The following is a 15,321-nucleotide window of genomic DNA, read 5'->3' as shown; positions in this document are numbered from 1 at the left end:
TACGCAGACCCCTTGACGTGGATGACACGTGACATGTGTTATTTCACACTGCACGACTCTTCTCCCCCACCACATCTCCCCACGCAGAGAGGGACCTTCGTGTCCGCTGCCTCCGCACCACACCGCGCGGCCCGACGCCTCACCGTCGCCGCGCTCGCCCTGGGCCTCGCCGCGAGCGGGATCTCCGGCGCCGCCTACGCATCCGCCCCCACCCCCGTGCACCACCCGGTCTCGGCCCCGCACCAGCTGCCGACCAACCCGCACCCCGCCTCCGAGGGCTGGAAGAACGTCAACGGCACCTGGGTGCAGACCCTGGCCACCCGCCCGCACGTGATGCCCAACTCGAAGACCTTCAGCGAGCAGAAGGCCGCGGCGGCCGCAGCATCCACCGGTGTCGTACGCCCCAACAACAACTACGACCTGCAGATGACCTACCGGGGTGGTCAGGACTCGATCGGTGTCACCACCGGTCAGCCCAAGGTCTACCTGATCTACTGGGGAACCCAGTGGGGCACCCAGGGCACCGACCCGGCCAGCGGCGACGCCACGCTCTCCGGTGACCCGGACAGCGCGGCCCCGTACCAGCAGGACTTCTTCAAGGGCCTGGGCAGCAGCACCGACACCTGGTCCAAGGTCATGAGCCAGTACTGCGAGGGGCTTTCGAACGGCTCAAGCCGCTGCCCGGCCGGTGCCAACCACGTCGGCATGCCGGTCGCCGGACAGACCCTCGCGGGTGTCTGGCTGGACAACTCCGCCGCCGCTCCGGCCGCCGCCACCGAGCCGCAGATCGCGGCCGAGGCCCTCGCCGCCGCGAAGCACTTCGGGAACTCCGACCCGAACCAGAACCGCAACGTCCAGTACATCATCAACACCCCGAAGGGCACCGACGCCGACAAGTGGCAGGAGCTCGGCTACTGCGCCTGGCACACCTTCGAGCGCAGCTCGTACGGCACGCTGGCGTACACGCTGATGCCGTACCAGACGGACAACAAGTACTGCGGCACCAACTGGTTCGGTGAGAACACCGCGCGCGGCCGGCTCGACGGCTACGGGATCATCGGCGGGCACGAGTACGCCGAGACCATCACCGACCAGAACCCCAGCGGCGCCTGGACGGACGCCACCGGGCAGGAGGTCGGCGACAAGTGCGCCTGGATCCCGAAGGGTTCCAACGGCGGGCTGTTCGACCTCCAACTCTCCACCGGCACCTTCCCGGTGCAGACGATGTGGTCCAACTACGACCACGCCTGTGTCGGTGACGACCCGGTCTTCACCAACCAGCCGCTGCTGCTGACCAAGCCCTGCGACCAGTCCGCCCCGCTGGGCCGACCGATCGACAACGCGATCCTCGCCTCGGACAGTGCCTCACGCGCCATCACGTACAGCGCCAAGGGCCTGCCGGCCGGTCTGACCATCAACCCGGCCACCGGGCACATCACCGGCAGCACCAACGTCTCCGGCTGGCAGGGCGTCACCGTGACCGCCTCGGACGACAAGGGCAACAGCCAGAGCCAGACCTTCTGGTACGGCTTCTGGGCCGGCGGCCAGATGGGCTGCGCCCCGATCGAGCAGCTCACCGACCCCGGCTTCGAGAACGGCACCTCGGACCACGGTGCCTGGAACGCCTCGGGCTACAACATCATCACCCCGTCGAGCGCGCACGAGCCGCACAGCGGGAACTCGTACGCCTGGCTCGGGCAGAACACCACCACCGACGACTCCATCACCCAGTGGGTGGAGACCACGCCGGGCTACAGCAAGGAGTTCTTCTCCTTCTGGCTGAACATCACCGGCACCGCGCCGAGGACCAGCGCCGCCGACACCCTCTCGCTGGAGCTGTACGACCAGTACTCCGGCAACCAGATCGCGACCGTGAAGACCTGGTCGAACCTGGACGCCACCAACGGCTACCAGCAGATCAGCCTCGACCTGACCCCGTACGTGGCGGCCGAGTTCGGCTCCACCGTCGGGATCAAGCTGGTCTCGCACTCCACCACCGGCAACACCGCGTTCCTGATCGACGACGCGTCGGTCAAGCTCTACTGACCTGACGTCACTTGACCTGACGTCACTTCGGGCGGGCCGACGCTGTCGTCGGCCCGCCCTTTCATTGCCCGAGCCTCGGTGCCTCAGAGAGTCAGCTCGAACCAGACGATCTTTCCGTTCGGCGTCCGGCGGCTGCCCCAGCGTTCGGCCAGCAGGCTGACCAGCTGCAGCCCGCGCCCGCCCTCGTCGGTCTCCTGGGCCCGGCGCTGCCGGGGCTGCGCGTAGCCGTCGTCCCAGACCTCGCACATCACCGTACGGTCGCGCAGCAGGCGCAGCCGGATCTCGCCCCGGCCGTGCCGCAGGGCGTTCGTCACCAGCTCGCTGACCAGTAGCTCGGTGGTGTCGACCAGTTCGTCCAGGCCCCGGACCAGCAGCCAACTGCAGGCGAGTTCGCGGGCCTTGGAGACGGAGGTGGGCTCGGACGGGAGCCGCCAGTCCCCCACCGAGTCCTCGGGGAGGGGCTGCACCTTGGCCATCAGCAGGGCGATGTCGTCCTCGCCGTGGTGCGGGATCAGCTCGTGGAGGACCTCGTCGCAGAGCTGCTCCAGCTGCTTCGAGCCGTTCGACAGGGCCGTCCGGAAGGCCCGCAGGCCCTCGTCCAGCTGGTGCTTGCGGGACTCCACCAGACCGTCGGTGTAGAGGCCGAGCACGGCGTCGTCCGGGAGGGTGACCTCGACCTCCTCGAACGGCTCGCCGCCCACACCGAGCGGCAGGCCCGGCGGGACGTCGAGCATCCGGGCCGGCTCGCCCGGGCTGAGCAGCACGGGCGGGAGGTGGCCCGCGTTGGCGAAGACGCAGCGCTGGGTGACGGCGTCGTAGACGGCGTACACGCAGGTCGCGAGGTACAGCTCGGTGGAGTCGGCGCCGGGCGCGCCGGTGTCGCCGCCCAGGCCCCGGGCGATCTCGTCCAGCGCGGTGAGCACCTCGGCCGGGTCGAGTTCGAGCATGGCGAGGGTGCGGACCGCCGTACGGAGCTGGCCCATCGCGACCGCCGCGCGCAGGCCCCGGCCCATCACGTCGCCGATCACCAGCGCGGTACGGCTGCCGGGCAGCGGGATGACGTCGAACCAGTCGCCGCCGACCTCGGTGTTGTTGTTGCTCGGCAGGTAGCGGCGGGCGATCTCCAGGCCGGTGGCAGCCGGGTTGCCAGGGGGGAGCAGGCTGCGCTGGAGGATCAGGGCGCGTTCGTGCTCGCGGCGGTAGAGCCGGGCGTTGTCGACGCAGACGGCCGCGCGGGCGACCAGCTCCTCGGCGATCGCCACGTCCCGGGCGTCGAACGGCTCGCTGCCGATCGCCCGGGAGAGCTGCACCAGGCCGAGCACCTGCTCGCGGGCGACCAGCGGGACGACCAGGGTGGAACGCAGCAGCGGGTCGGGCCCGGGCTGCGGGACGACGCTGCGGCCGGTGCGCAGCGCGCGGGCGTGCGGCGAGCGGCGGGGGTAACAGAGCGTGCCGCCGGCCTCGGCGACCGGGACGGAACCCTCGGCGCCGAACACGCTCGACGCCCCGCCGACCACGCTGGAGACGGCGACCCGGCGCAGTTCGCCGCAGCCGTCGGAGAGGCCCGGGCGGACGGCGATCGGGCCGGAGTCACCGCTGAGCAGCGCGGTGTACAGGTCGACGGTCGCGAGGTCGCAGAACTGCGGGACGATGACGTCGAGCAGCTCCTTCGCGGTGGTCTCCAGGTCGAGGGTGGAACCGATGTGCGTGCTGGCCTCGTTGAGCAGGGCCAGGCTGCGCCGGACGCCCGCCGCCTCACGCTCGGCGACGTGCCGGCTGGTGACGTCCAGGACCTGCCCGGCGATGCCCATCGGGAGACCGGCGGAGCTGTTCAGGCGGTAGAGCGAGATGGCCCAGCTACGGACGCCGTCGCGGACCTGCGCGGTGACGGCGGGGCTCGCGGTGCGCGGCACCGCACCCGTGAAGCGCAGGTCGAGCATCGGCTCGCCGCCGGCCAGCACCTTGCGCAGCGCGACCATCAGCCGGTCCGCCTCGCCGGGCAGGAACAGGTCGTACGGGGTGAGCCCCTCCAGCTCCGCGTGCGGGAGCCCGAGGCCGGCCGCGAAGGCGTCGTTGACGCGTTGCAGGCGCAGGTCGAGGCCGAAGAGGAAGAAGCCGGTCGGGGTCTGCCCGAAGACGGCCTCGGAGGCCGCGAGGTCGGTCTCGATCCGGCGGAGCCTGCCCAGGTCGACGGCGAGGCAGGTGGCGCCGGGGGTGCCGCTGTCGGGCATCAGGTAGACCTCGGCGAGGCCCTCCCCACCGTCGGCGTCCCGGTAGGGGGCGGTGCCGACCCACTCCTCGCCGGACAGGATGCGGTCCAGCCGGGCCCGGCCGCGCTGCCAGAGCTCGCGCGGCACGAAGGCGGTGACCGGGTCCGCCCCGACCGCCTCGTCGGCCGGGACCCCGAAGAACTCGGCGGCCCGGCTGCTCCACTGGCTGATCAGCCCGTCCGGACCGATCGCGAAGGTGGCGACCCGGATGTAGTCGTAGATGGAGCCCACCTGTCCGTGCCCCCAGCCGGCCGGGGCATCACGATCCGCCGCCCGGCCAGGCGCCGGGCCCGGTTGTCCGGGTACGGCGGCATGGCCGCTGCCACTCGGCACACTCCGCGCCGGGATGCTGTTCAACGGACCGACCCCTCCAACCCGCGCCCATCCGGATGTCGAGAAGACCCATCATTCATCATCGGAGAGCACGCGCACACGTCCCTGACATCACAACATCGAATCGGGTGGTCCCTTCTCCGGGTCTCCCTACCCGGCCGGGCCTGTTCGAACCACGCAGGGCAGCGGCAAGATCACGCTCCGCCGCAGGGGTGCGCCCCACGCTGTGTCACAGCCGAGCTACAGCCGTGCCACAGGCGGCCGTTGCTCGCACATGTGTCGGTAATCACGTGGTTTCCTGATGCGACATCACCTGCCACATCACCACAGCTTCATCACCGCAGCTCCGGGGCGTCGTCGAACTCGCTGTCCGGCTCGTACCCCGGGTCGACCAGGGCCAGGTCGAACCAGACCACCTTGCCCATGCCCTCGGCCCGGGCCCCCCAGCGCAGTGCCAGGCGGCGGACCAGCTCCAGCCCTCGGCCGCCCTCGTCGGCCGCGGCCGCGTGCCGCTCCCGGGGCGGGTCGGGCAGCGGGTCGGAGATCTCGACCAGCAGGGTGTCACCGAGGGTGAGCCGGACGCCGATGGGGGCGCTGGCGTACCGGACGGAGTTCGTGACCAGCTCGCTGACCAGCAGCTCGGCGGTGTCGGTGAGGTGCTCGACCCGCCACTCCGCGAGCGTGCCACGGACCAGTCGGCGGGCCCGGGAGACGGCGGTCGGCTCGGCGGGCAGCGTCCACCCGGCCGTCGGGACGCCCGCCTGCCCGCGCCCGAGGCGGGCCAGCAGCAGCGCGACGTCGTCCGGCTCCCGCCCCTGCTCCATGGTGGCGAGCACCGCCTCGCAGGCCTGCTGGATCGACGCGTACGGCTGTTCCAGGACGCTGAGCAGCCTGCCCAGCCCCACGTCCAGGTCCTTGTCCCGGGACTCCACCAGGCCGTCCGTGCAGAGGGCCAGCAGGCTGCCCTCCGGAATCTCCAGCTCGATCGACTCGAACGGGACGCCGCCGACGCCGAGCGGGGCACCGGACGGCAGATCCAGGATCTGGCCCACCCCGCCGGGCAGCGCGCCGCCGATCCCGGCGGACTCCTCCACCGGCTCCTTGGGGACGATCAGGATCGGCGGGATGTGGCCTGCCTTGGTCGCCGTCAGTCGGCCGGTCGCCGGGTCGAAGACGACGTAGACGCAGGTGGCGAGCAGCGCCTCGTCCGGGCCCTGGGCAAGGTCGTCGGCCAGGTCGTGGACGTGCCGGAGCAGGACGTCCGGCGGCAGGTCGAGCCCGGCCAGGGTGCGGACGGCGGTGCGCAGCCGTCCCATCGTCGCGGCCGCCCGCAGCCCGTGGCCCATCACGTCGCCCACCACCAGGGCGGTCCGCTCGCCCGGCAGCGGGATCACGTCGAACCAGTCGCCGCCGACCTCGGTGCCACTGCTGCCGGGCACGTACCGGTACGCCACCTCGACCCCGGGGGGCTGCGGCACCTGCTGGGGCAGCAGGGTCCGCTGCAGGGTGAGCGCGGCAGTACGCTCCCGGGCGTAGAGGCGGGCGTTGTCGAGCGAGCTGCCCGCCCGGTCGGCGAGCTCGACGGTGAACGCCAGGTCGTCCCGGTCGAACCCCTCGCGGTAGCCGGCCCGGCTGACCACCAGCAGCCCGATCACGATGCCCCGGGCGCGCAGCGGGACGACCAGCCGGGAGTGCACGCCCAGGTCGTGCGCCGCCTGCACCTTCGGGTCGCCCGGATAGGTGAGATCGCTCAGCTCGGCCGGCCCGGAGAGCAGCTCGGGCACGCCGGTGCGCAGCACGCGGCCGAAGGAGGAGTCCTCGGCGAAGGTGACCCGGGCGCCGCGCCGCAGCATCACCTCCACCTCGGGCCCGTCCTGGACGGCGGCCACGCCGAGCTGGAGCAGCGAGGTACGGCGGTCGTGACCGTGCCGGGGCAGATCGTCGCCGTGCGCGACCGCCTGCAGCAGGATCACCGCCGCGAAGTCCGCCAGCCGAGGAACGACCGCCCCGGCCAGCTCCTGGGCGATCCGGGAGGCGTCGAGCAGGTCACCGACCCGGGAGCCGAACTCGTTGAGCAGCGACAGCCGGCGCCGGGCGTTCTCGACCTTGGCCACCGCCCGGTAGCGGTCGGTCACGTCCATCACGGTGCCGGAGATGCCGAGCACCTTGCCCGCGCGGTCGGTCATCCGGCTGTACGAGATCGAGCGGTAGCCGGAGCGGGCGGTGCTCGGCGCGGCCAGCGTGACGTCGACGACCGGCTCGCCCGTCGCCAGCACCTGCCGCTGGATCGCGGTGATCTCGTCGGCGGCCCGCTCGGGGAGGGTCTCGCCGGTGGTGCGGCCGACATGGTCCTCGGCGGCGAGGCCGTTCATCTCGGCCAGGGTCCGGTTGACAGCGGTGTAGCGCAGCTCGGTGTCGAGGATGGCGATACCGAGCGGCGACTGCTCGAACAGCGCGTCCCGGACGGCGAGGTCGCGCTCGACCGCCCGCAACGTACCGGCCTCGGCGAGCGCGACCTGCAGGAACGGGGTGCCGTCGCCGTCGACCAGCAGCGAGATCCGGGCTTCGACCGGGACTTTCCAGCCGTCCCGGTGCTGCAGTTCGGTCAGGCCGCGCCAGTCCCCGTCACGCAGGGCGTCCCGGATCGCCGCCCGGGCCTCGCTGACCCGCGCCTCCTGGACGATCAGCTCCTCGATCCGGCGGCCTACCAGCAGCTCGCTCGGCCAGCCGAGCAGCTGCTCGGCGGCCGGGCTCCACAGGACCACCCGGCCGGCGGTGTCGAGGATCGCGATGGCGACCTTGACGATGTCGAAGAGGCTGCCCTGCGCGTGTCTGCCGAAGCGCTCGGCGGGCGAGACGACGGTCCCGGGGAAGGGCGCGGCGGGGCGGCCCCGCGCGGTGGGCGCGGCGAACACACCGGGGGCGGTGGGGGCGCCGGGCGGACCGCCCGGTGCGGCGGCCGAGCGGTGGTGGGGCTGCTGCCCCCGAGCGGTCCGGTCACCCTGCTCGCGCGGGCCGACTGCGGACGGGAGCGTGCGCGGGGGCGTGCGTTGAGGCGTACGCGGTGGGGTACGTGGCGGTGTGCGCGGGGGCGTGCTGCGTCGCAGGCGGGCGCGGGCGGCAGCGCTGCCCACGCTCCGTGCGCCCTTGGCGCTTCGAGCGCCGCTGCTGCCGCTGCTGCCGCTGGGGTTCGAGCGTGAGCGGGCCGGGCCGTCACCCGCGCCGGTCGCACGCTGCGGCTCCCGCCGGGGCAGGCCCTGGGGCGGTCGCTCTCCCCCGCCGTTACCCGTACTCGACACCGACGGAGCCTCCGGCTCTCGGGCTGCTCGGACTGCTCGGACTGCCACCCCGGCGGCGGTGCCGTGGCGGGTGCGTCGGCGGGTGACCGACGCTCCGCACCGACTGCCCCGGCTCCGCCTCACCGATGGTGACGAATGCTGCCGAACAGTGACATACCCCGCAAAATGCCCGGCTATCCCGGCATTCAGGGTCGTCTTTTCCGATTGACCTACCTGGCCTAAACGTCGCCCGGGCCAGTTCGGACAAGTCTGGTTCAGGCAGGTCGGGTTCAGGCAGGTCCGGGCCGGCCGGTGAGCAGCCGGGCGACGTGGGGCAGCACCTCGCGGTCGTGTTCGAGCCAGTCGACCTCGGTGAGCTCCTCCGGCCCGAGCCAGCGCAGTTCGGAGTGGTCCTCCAGCGGCTGCGGGTCACCGGCGAGCAGCTCGGCGGTCCAGATCCGCAGCTCCAACCCCGGCCGCAGCGGCCACCGGCCGGGCAGCTGCGCCAGCGCGCGAGCCCGTACACCCAGCTCCTCGTGGAGCTCGCGCTCCAACGCCTGCTCCTGGGTCTCGCCGGGTTCGGCCTTGCCACCCGGGAACTCCCAGTACCCCGCCACCTCGGGCGGCGCACTGCGACGGGCGGCCAGCACCCGGCCCTGGTGGATGAGGGCACCGCCGACGACAATCCGGTTCTCCATGGACGAGACCCTATGCGGACCCGTCGGGGACCTGTGCGGCGTCGTTGCGCTCGACCCAGTACAACTGCTTGTGGCCGCGAGCCTCGAACTCGGCCGCGAGCGCCTCCGCCGCCGGCCGGGTGAGCCCCTCGGCGACCAGGAAGCGGTTGCCGTTGTCGTCCTGCCGCATCACCCGGTACGCCGTCTCCATGCGCTTGACGGTAGCGGACCGGGCCGGCGGCGGGACCGTGACAGCAGACCCGGCCCGGTGGGGGACGGGCCGGGCCTGGTACAGCTCAGACGGTACCGACGGACTGCTACCGGCGAGTACGCCCCCCGTTAACAGCAGGTAAGGGCCGGCTGGGCCGCGCCTCAGGCGCGAGCCAGCACCTCGCCGTGCAGCACGGCGAACCAGCCGTCCGGATCGGCCGCCCAGCGGCGCCAGCCGTCCGCGATCCGCTCCAGGTCCGCCGGGGTCGCGTACCCCTTGGCGATGGCGCTGTCCGCGAGGTCGGAGCCGACGACCCGGTCGGCCCACAGTCCGCCCCACCACTCGCGCTGCCCCGGCGTGGCGTACGTCCAGGTGGCGGAGGAGCTCTCGATCTCGGTGAAGCCCGCCGCGCGGGCCCAGGACAGCAGGCGGCGGCCCGCGTCCGGTTCTCCGCCGTTGGCGCGGGACACCCGCTGACAGAGGGCCATCCAGTCGGACAGTTCGGGCAGTTGCGGGTACCAGGTCATCGCCGCGAAGTCGGCGTCGCGCGCCGCGACCACCCCGCCGGGTACGGCCACCCGGCGCATCTCGCGCAGCGCCGCCACCGGGTCGGCGACGTGCTGCAGCACCTGGTGGGCATGTACGACGTCGAACTCACCATCCCGGTACTGCAGTTGGTGCACATCGGCGATCTCGAAGACCACGTTGGACAGCCCGCGCCCGGCAACGTACTCGGCCGCCTGCGCCAACACCTGGGCGGAGGTGTCCACCGCGACCACCCGGCCGGCCGGGCCGACCAGCTCCGCCAGGTCGGCGGTGATCGTGCCGGGTCCGCAGCCCACGTCCAGCAGGGCCTGGCCCGGGCGCAGTTCGGCCAGCAGGTAGGCCGCCGAGTTGGCGGCGGTACGTGAGCGGTGCGAGCGCAGCACCGACTCCTGATGGCCATGGGTGTAGACAGCCTGCCGGTCCGTCATGACGGTTCCCCTCAACTCGTCGTGCAGCTCTTCTGCGACGGCTTCGAACGTACGCGCCGTCTCGTCTATCGAGAACATGAGTCTCATATCTCAAGACGCACTCCGGACCCATCCTCATCCCGACTCATGTTGGCCATAATTGAGGTCATGGGAAAAACCTACGAGCGCATCGACGGCCGCCTGCGGAAGTTCATCGAGAGTCAGCCGATCTTCTTCACCGCCACCGCCCCGCTCGCGGACGACGGGCACGTCAACGTCTCCCCCAAGGGACGCTCCGGAACGCTGGCGATACTGGACGAACTGACCCTCGCCTACCTGGACTTCGGTGGCAGCACCGCCGAGACCATCGCCCACCTGCGGGAGAACGGGCGGATCACCCTGATGTGGTGCGCCTTCACCGGGCCACCCACGGTGGTGCGGGTGCACGGACGCGGTGAGCCGGTCTTCCGTGACGACCCGCGCTTCGCCGGGCTGCTGGCGCTCTTCGACCCGTCCGTGGACGGCGCCGGACTGCGGGCGATCGTCCTGGTGCACGCCGAGCGGGTCAGCGACTCCTGCGGCTACGCCGTCCCGTTCATGGACTTCCGGGAGGACCGCAGCCTGCACTCCGAGTACTTCGAGCGCAAGGGCGAGGACCAGTTCTCGGCCTACTGCGAGGGCAAGCAGTACATCGGCAGCAGCATCGACGGCCTGCCCGCACTCCCCCTGCCGGTACCGCCCCGCACCGGCTGAGCCACGGGGGTCCGCAGGTCGTACGGTGGCAGCACCGAGCGAAGCCTCGGAGGGAGAAGACTCCGAGAGAACGGACCCTGCCTTGGCACCTCGCCGCCCGTACGTCCTGCTCAGCGCCGCGATGTCGATCGACGGGTACCTGGACGACGCGTCCCCGGAGCGCCTGCTGCTCTCCAACCCCGAGGACTTCGACCGGGTGGACGAGGTACGCGCCTCCTGCGACGCCCTCCTGGTCGGCGGTAACACCCTGCGCCTGGACAACCCCCGGCTGCTGGTCAACTCACCCGAGCGACGGGCGGCCCGGGTCGCCGCCGGGAAACCCGCGTACCCGCTCAAGGTCACGCTCAGCGGGAGCGGTTCGCTGGGTTCCGGGCTGAGGTTCTGGCACACCGGGGGCCGGAAGCTCGCGTACACCACGCTCGCCTCGGCACCCCGGCTGCGTGCCGAGCTGGACGGGCTGGCGGAGGTGGCCGGGGTCGGCGAGACGGTGGAACTCGGCGCCGTACTGGACGATCTGGGCGGGCGCGGCGTCGAACGGCTGATGGTCGAGGGCGGCAGCGGCGTACACACCCAGTTCCTCGCCCAGGGGCTCGCCGACGAGCTTCAGCTCACCGTCGCACCGCTGCTGGTCGGCCAGGCGGGCGCGCCGCGCTTCGTCGGCCCGGCCGCCTTTCCGGGCGGGCCCGGTGGGCGGATGCGGCTGTTGGGGGCACGTACTGTGGGTGATGTCGTCCTGCTCCGGTACGCCCCAAAGGAGTACGCCCAGTGACCGATCTCTTCTGGCTGGCCCGCGCGGTCGAGCTGTCCAAGCTCTGCCCGCCGTCCGAGACCGCCTTCTCGGTCGGCGCGGTGATCGTCGGCGCCGACGGGACGGTGCTCAGCGAGGGCTACAGCCGCGAGGTCGACGCGCACGACCACGCCGAGGAGGCGGCACTCGGCAAGCTGCCCGCCGACGATCCCCGGCTGCGCGGCGCGACCATCTACAGCTCACTGGAGCCCTGCGGGCAGCGCGCCTCCCGGCCGCGCACCTGCGCCCAGTTGATCATCGCCGCCGGCATCCCACGGGTGGTCGTCACCTGGCGGGAGCCGGATCTCTTCGTCACGGGCTGCCAGGGCACCGCGCTGCTCGGCGCCGCCGGGGTGACGGTCGTCGAACTGCCCGAACTGGCCGAGGCCGCACGGGCGGTCAACGCGCACCTGTTCGAATGAGCCGGTCCGCGCCCCGACCCGACGCCCACCCAACGGGCCACGTACGGCCAATTCGTCGCGGACACCCCGGAGTTCGAGGGCGCCGGGAGCCGACGCAGGCCGACGCGGGCTAATGGGCGCCGGACGGCAGCCCTGCCAGATCGGCCATCAGGCCCATCTGGTGTTCGAAGTACTCCCGGCGGGCCTCGATGGTCGCTTCCATCCGACCGAACACCTCGAAACTGACCAGCCCGAAGAGGTGGACCCAGCCCGCGAACACGCGTCCGAGCAGCTCCTCGGGGATCTCACCGGGCTGCTGGTCGATCAGCCTGCGCAGGTCGGCCCGTACCGCCTCGGGCAGCGGCGCGGACTGCGGGAGGGCGCCGGGCCGCTCCTGTGCCGCCTCGGCCGCTGCCCCGACCAGCAGGAAGACCACGGCCGTGGCCGGCGCACCGGTGTCCTGCGGCGCCGCGTACCCGGGCACCGGGCTGCCGTAGAGCAGGCCGTACTCGGCCGGATGGGCCAGCGCCCACTCCCGTACGGCGTGCCCTACGGCCAGCCAGCGCCCCCGGGTGTCCGTCCGTGGCACCCGGGCGTCGGCCTCCCTCGCAGCGGTGGCGAGCGCCTCGTACGCCTCCGTGATCAGCGCGGTCAGCAGGTCGTCCCGGCTCGGGAAGTACCGGTAGAGCGCCGACGCGACCACTCCCATGTCCCTGGCCACCCCGCGCAGCGACAGGTTGGCCCCGTCCGCCGCCAGGCGTCGGCGAGCCACCGCCTTGATCTCCTCGGTCATCTCGGAGCGGACCCGGGCGCGAAGTGACGGTGCTGACATACCCCCAGTCTCCCACAACAGAGAACGCCATCCCTCTTGGAGAACAGCGTTCTTGACGCGGTACGGCGTCCGCTCGTACGGTGTTGCCGTTCGAGAACGCCGTTCTCTCATTGGAGTCGATCATGTCCCTGCACGTCATCGTGGGAGCCGGCCCCGTCGGCTCGGCCACCGCCCGGTTGCTGGCCGACCGGGGGGACGAGGTCCGCCTGATCACCCGCAGCGGCTCCGGACCGGTGCACCCCGGCATCGAACGCGTGCGGGCCGACGCCACCGACCCGGAGGCCCTGATCCGGCTGGCCGCCCGGGCCACCGCCATCCACCACTGCGCCCAACCCCCCTACCACCGCTGGACGACCGAGTTCCCGCCGCTCAACGCGAGCATCCTGCGCGCCGCCGAGGTGACCGGCGCCGTGCTGGTCAGCGTGGGAAACCTCTACCTGTACGGCCTGGTGGACGGCCCGATGACCGAAGACCTGCCCGCTCGCCCCAACTCCGCGAAGGGCCGGGTCCGTGCCGAGCTCTGGGCCGCCCAGCTCGCCGCCCACGACAGCGGTCGGATCCGCACGGCCGAGGTGCGCGGCTCCGACTACCTCGGTGCCGGGGTCGTGTCCTCCTTCACCGTCATGGTGCTGCCCGCCGTCCTGCGCGGCCGCCGCGCCCTCGCCCCCGCCGACGTGGAAGCCCCGCACAGCTGGACCTACACCGGCGACATGGCCCGCACCCTCGTCGCCGTCGCCGACGACGAGTCGGCCTGGGGCCGCCCCTGGCACGCCCCGACCCCACCGCCCAGGTCCATCCGCGAACTGGCCGACCTCACCGCCACCCTGGCCGCCGCCCCTGCCGCCCGGACCAGCCGGATGCCCACCGCTCTACTCCGCCTGGCCGGCCTGTTCAGCGCCGAAGCCCGGGAGATCCCCGAGGTCCGCTACCAGTTCGACCATCCGTTCGTGGTGGACTCCAGCCGGGCCCAGGAAGCCTTCGCCCTCACACCCACACCGACCGAGGACGCCCTCCGCGAGACCGTCACGGCCGCGCGAGCCGCCGCCTGAGGCGTGAGTCACGTGCCGGCGGACCGAGCGGTTCTCGAGCAGGTCGTCCCGGTCGGCGTGGGCCCAGCTGGATCAACTGCGTTGGAACTATTGAGGACTGGCCATCCCACCCCTAGGCTCGCCCCGGTCCCGGGCGGGCTGCGGGATCCAGCTCCGGCCCGGGTTCGAGCAAGTCCCCTTCTTCACCCTCACAAGGAGGACTCTTGAACGCTCCCACCGCACGCCGATGGCTGCTCGCCGGGGTGAGCAGCCTCGCGCTGGCCGCTTCCGGCGTGCTGTCGGCACCCGGCAGCACAGCGTCGGCCGTGGCCTACCCGGCCGTCCGCCCGATCGTCGCCGACTACACCCAGCTGAGCGCCGACCAGACGCCCCCGACGCAGGCCCAGTGCGCCTCGGCGGGGCGCCGTTGCTTCAGTCCGCAGGGCATCCGCGCCGCGTACGACGTCAACCCGCTGCAGGCCGGCGGATACGACGGCCGGGGGCAGACGATCGCGATCGTCGACTCGTACGGCAGCGACACCATGGCCCACGACCTGCACGTCTTCGACCAGGCCTTCGGTGTGGCGGCGATGTGCGGCGAGGAGGGGACCACCTGTGGGCCGGGCATGCCGAGCTTCAGCGAGCTGCACCTCCAGGGTTCGCCGGCGACCGTCGCGCCGCCGCCCACCAGCCAGGGTCCCGGGCAGGAGGCCAGGAGTGACTGGGCGCTGGAGGTCGCGCTCGACGTGGAGACCGCCCACGCGATGGCACCCGGCGCCAACATCCTGCTGGTCACCACACCGACCGCCGAGACGCTCGGGGTGCAGGGCTTCCCGCAGATGATGGACGCCGAGCAGTACGTGGTGGACCACCACTTGGCCACCGTGATCTCGCAGTCCTTCGCCTCTGCCGAAGGTGCCTTCGCGAGCGCGCAGTCGGTCGGGACACTGCGGCACGCGTTCAAGTCGGCGGCTCTGAACGGCGTCACCGTGCTGGGCTCGTCCGGCGACAGCGGTAGCGCGGGCAACACCAAGACGCCGGTGAAGTCGGGCGGGACGACACTCCCGTACCCGTCGGTCGAGTGGCCGGCCTCCGACCCACTGGTGACCGGCGTCGGCGGCACGGACCTGTGCACGGACCCGAGCGCCACCAGCGCCCGGGTGATCGACAGTGCCGACAACCCAGGCACCTGCCAGGCCAACCCCGGTGTGGCCGAGGTCGGTTGGACCAACTCCGGCGGTGGCTTCAGCCAGCTCTTCGGCCAACCCGACTACCAGCTCACCACTCCGGTCGGCAGCACGGCGATCGGCAGCATGCGCGGCGTCCCCGACGTGGCACTGCAGGCCGGCCCCGGCACCGGCGCGCTGGTCTACGTCTCGCTCCCGCCGGACGGACTGAGCGGCCTGAAGTGCGGCGCCGTCCCGTGCAGCACCGGCTGGTACGACATCGGCGGCACCTCGCTCGCCTGCCCGCAGTGGGCCGGCCTGGTCGCCATCGCGGACCAACTGAACGGCGGCGGCCTCGGGTTGATCAACCCCGCGCTCTACCGGATCGCGGCCGACCCGGCGAAGTACGCGGCCGACTTCCACGACGTCACCACCGGCGACAACACGACCGACCCAACCGTCGCCGGATACCTGGCAACCACGGGCTGGGACCCGGTCACCGGGCTCGGCACTCCGGACGCGAACCGGTTGCTGCCCGACCTGGTGGCGGCGGCGCACGCGGGTTAGCACCTGGGTCGTCGGAGGT

The 15,321-nt window shown here is 72.2% G+C and carries 10 protein-coding genes and 1 pseudogene; 5 read left to right on the top strand and 6 right to left on the bottom strand.

The features are described from left to right. Positions 1-99: 99 nt before the first annotated feature. Complete coding sequence (locus P3T29_RS05400) at positions 100-2,046, top strand: Ig domain-containing protein (RefSeq protein ID WP_280715117.1); 1,947 nt, start codon at positions 100-102, stop codon at positions 2,044-2,046. Positions 2,047-2,129: 83 nt separating this feature from the next. On the opposite strand, the gene P3T29_RS05395 is transcribed toward P3T29_RS05400, so the two are convergent. The 5 genes from P3T29_RS05395 to P3T29_RS05375 form a co-directional block, all read right to left on the bottom strand. After that, a complete protein-coding gene (locus tag P3T29_RS05395; protein WP_280715116.1) occupies positions 2,130-4,547 on the bottom strand; it encodes a SpoIIE family protein phosphatase in 2,418 nt (805 codons plus the stop codon). 437 nt (positions 4,548-4,984) lie between these two features. Beyond that, a complete protein-coding gene (locus P3T29_RS05390; RefSeq protein ID WP_280715115.1) occupies positions 4,985-7,948 on the bottom strand; it encodes a SpoIIE family protein phosphatase in 2,964 nt (987 codons plus the stop codon). Positions 7,949-8,217: 269 nt separating this feature from the next. Beyond that, entirely contained in the window at positions 8,218-8,625 is a 408-nt protein-coding gene (locus P3T29_RS05385) for a (deoxy)nucleoside triphosphate pyrophosphohydrolase (RefSeq protein WP_280715114.1), read from the bottom strand. A 10-nt stretch (positions 8,626-8,635) separates the two neighbouring features. Then, complete coding sequence (locus tag P3T29_RS05380; protein ID WP_280715113.1) at positions 8,636-8,815, bottom strand: SPOR domain-containing protein; 180 nt, start codon at positions 8,813-8,815, stop codon at positions 8,636-8,638. Positions 8,816-8,976: 161 nt separating this feature from the next. Beyond that, entirely contained in the window at positions 8,977-9,876 is a 900-nt protein-coding gene (locus P3T29_RS05375) for a methyltransferase domain-containing protein (protein WP_280715112.1), read from the bottom strand. A 60-nt stretch (positions 9,877-9,936) separates the two neighbouring features. On the opposite strand from P3T29_RS05375, the gene P3T29_RS05370 reads away from it, so the two are divergent. Continuing rightward, positions 9,937-10,521, top strand: a complete 585-nt coding sequence (locus P3T29_RS05370) for a pyridoxamine 5'-phosphate oxidase family protein (RefSeq protein WP_280715111.1) — start codon at positions 9,937-9,939, stop codon at positions 10,519-10,521. Between the two features lie 121 nt (positions 10,522-10,642). Further along, a pseudogene (locus P3T29_RS05365) lies at positions 10,643-11,730 on the top strand (dihydrofolate reductase family protein). A gap of 109 nt (positions 11,731-11,839) precedes the next feature. Here the strand turns inward: P3T29_RS05365 and P3T29_RS05360 are convergent. Next, the gene (locus tag P3T29_RS05360; RefSeq protein WP_280715110.1) at positions 11,840-12,541 is read right to left on the bottom strand and encodes a TetR/AcrR family transcriptional regulator; all 702 of its coding nucleotides are present in this window, start codon (positions 12,539-12,541) and stop codon (positions 11,840-11,842) included. A gap of 122 nt (positions 12,542-12,663) precedes the next feature. Here P3T29_RS05360 and P3T29_RS05355 point away from each other — a divergent pair, with 122 nt between their 5' ends. Both P3T29_RS05355 and P3T29_RS05350 read left to right on the top strand, forming a co-directional pair. Next, positions 12,664-13,590 carry an NAD-dependent epimerase/dehydratase family protein gene (locus P3T29_RS05355; RefSeq protein ID WP_280715109.1) on the top strand — a complete coding sequence of 309 codons (927 nt, stop codon included), beginning with the start codon at positions 12,664-12,666 and terminating at the stop codon, positions 13,588-13,590. A 203-nt stretch (positions 13,591-13,793) separates the two neighbouring features. Beyond that, entirely contained in the window at positions 13,794-15,302 is a 1,509-nt protein-coding gene (locus P3T29_RS05350; RefSeq protein WP_280715108.1) for a S53 family peptidase, read from the top strand. Positions 15,303-15,321 lie beyond the last annotated feature (19 nt).

It is taken from the genome of Kitasatospora sp. MAP5-34 (assembly GCF_029894335.1).
GTDB lineage: Bacteria > Actinomycetota > Actinomycetes > Streptomycetales > Streptomycetaceae > Kitasatospora.
This window is presented reverse-complemented; position numbering and strand designations above follow the sequence as displayed.

What these genes read in the sequence shown, in the direction of transcription:
- P3T29_RS05385 (WP_280715114.1), bottom strand. Translation starts at nt 8,625, where the DNA reads ATGGAGAACCGGATTGTCGTCGGCGGTGCCCTCATCCACCAGGGCCGG.
- P3T29_RS05380 (WP_280715113.1), bottom strand. Translation starts at nt 8,815, where the DNA reads ATGGAGACGGCGTACCGGGTGATGCGGCAGGACGACAACGGCAACCGC.
- P3T29_RS05375 (WP_280715112.1), bottom strand. Translation starts at nt 9,876, where the DNA reads ATGAGACTCATGTTCTCGATAGACGAGACGGCGCGTACGTTCGAAGCC.
- P3T29_RS05370 (WP_280715111.1), top strand. Translation starts at nt 9,937, where the DNA reads ATGGGAAAAACCTACGAGCGCATCGACGGCCGCCTGCGGAAGTTCATC.
- P3T29_RS05360 (WP_280715110.1), bottom strand. Translation starts at nt 12,541, where the DNA reads ATGTCAGCACCGTCACTTCGCGCCCGGGTCCGCTCCGAGATGACCGAG.
- P3T29_RS05355 (WP_280715109.1), top strand. Translation starts at nt 12,664, where the DNA reads ATGTCCCTGCACGTCATCGTGGGAGCCGGCCCCGTCGGCTCGGCCACC.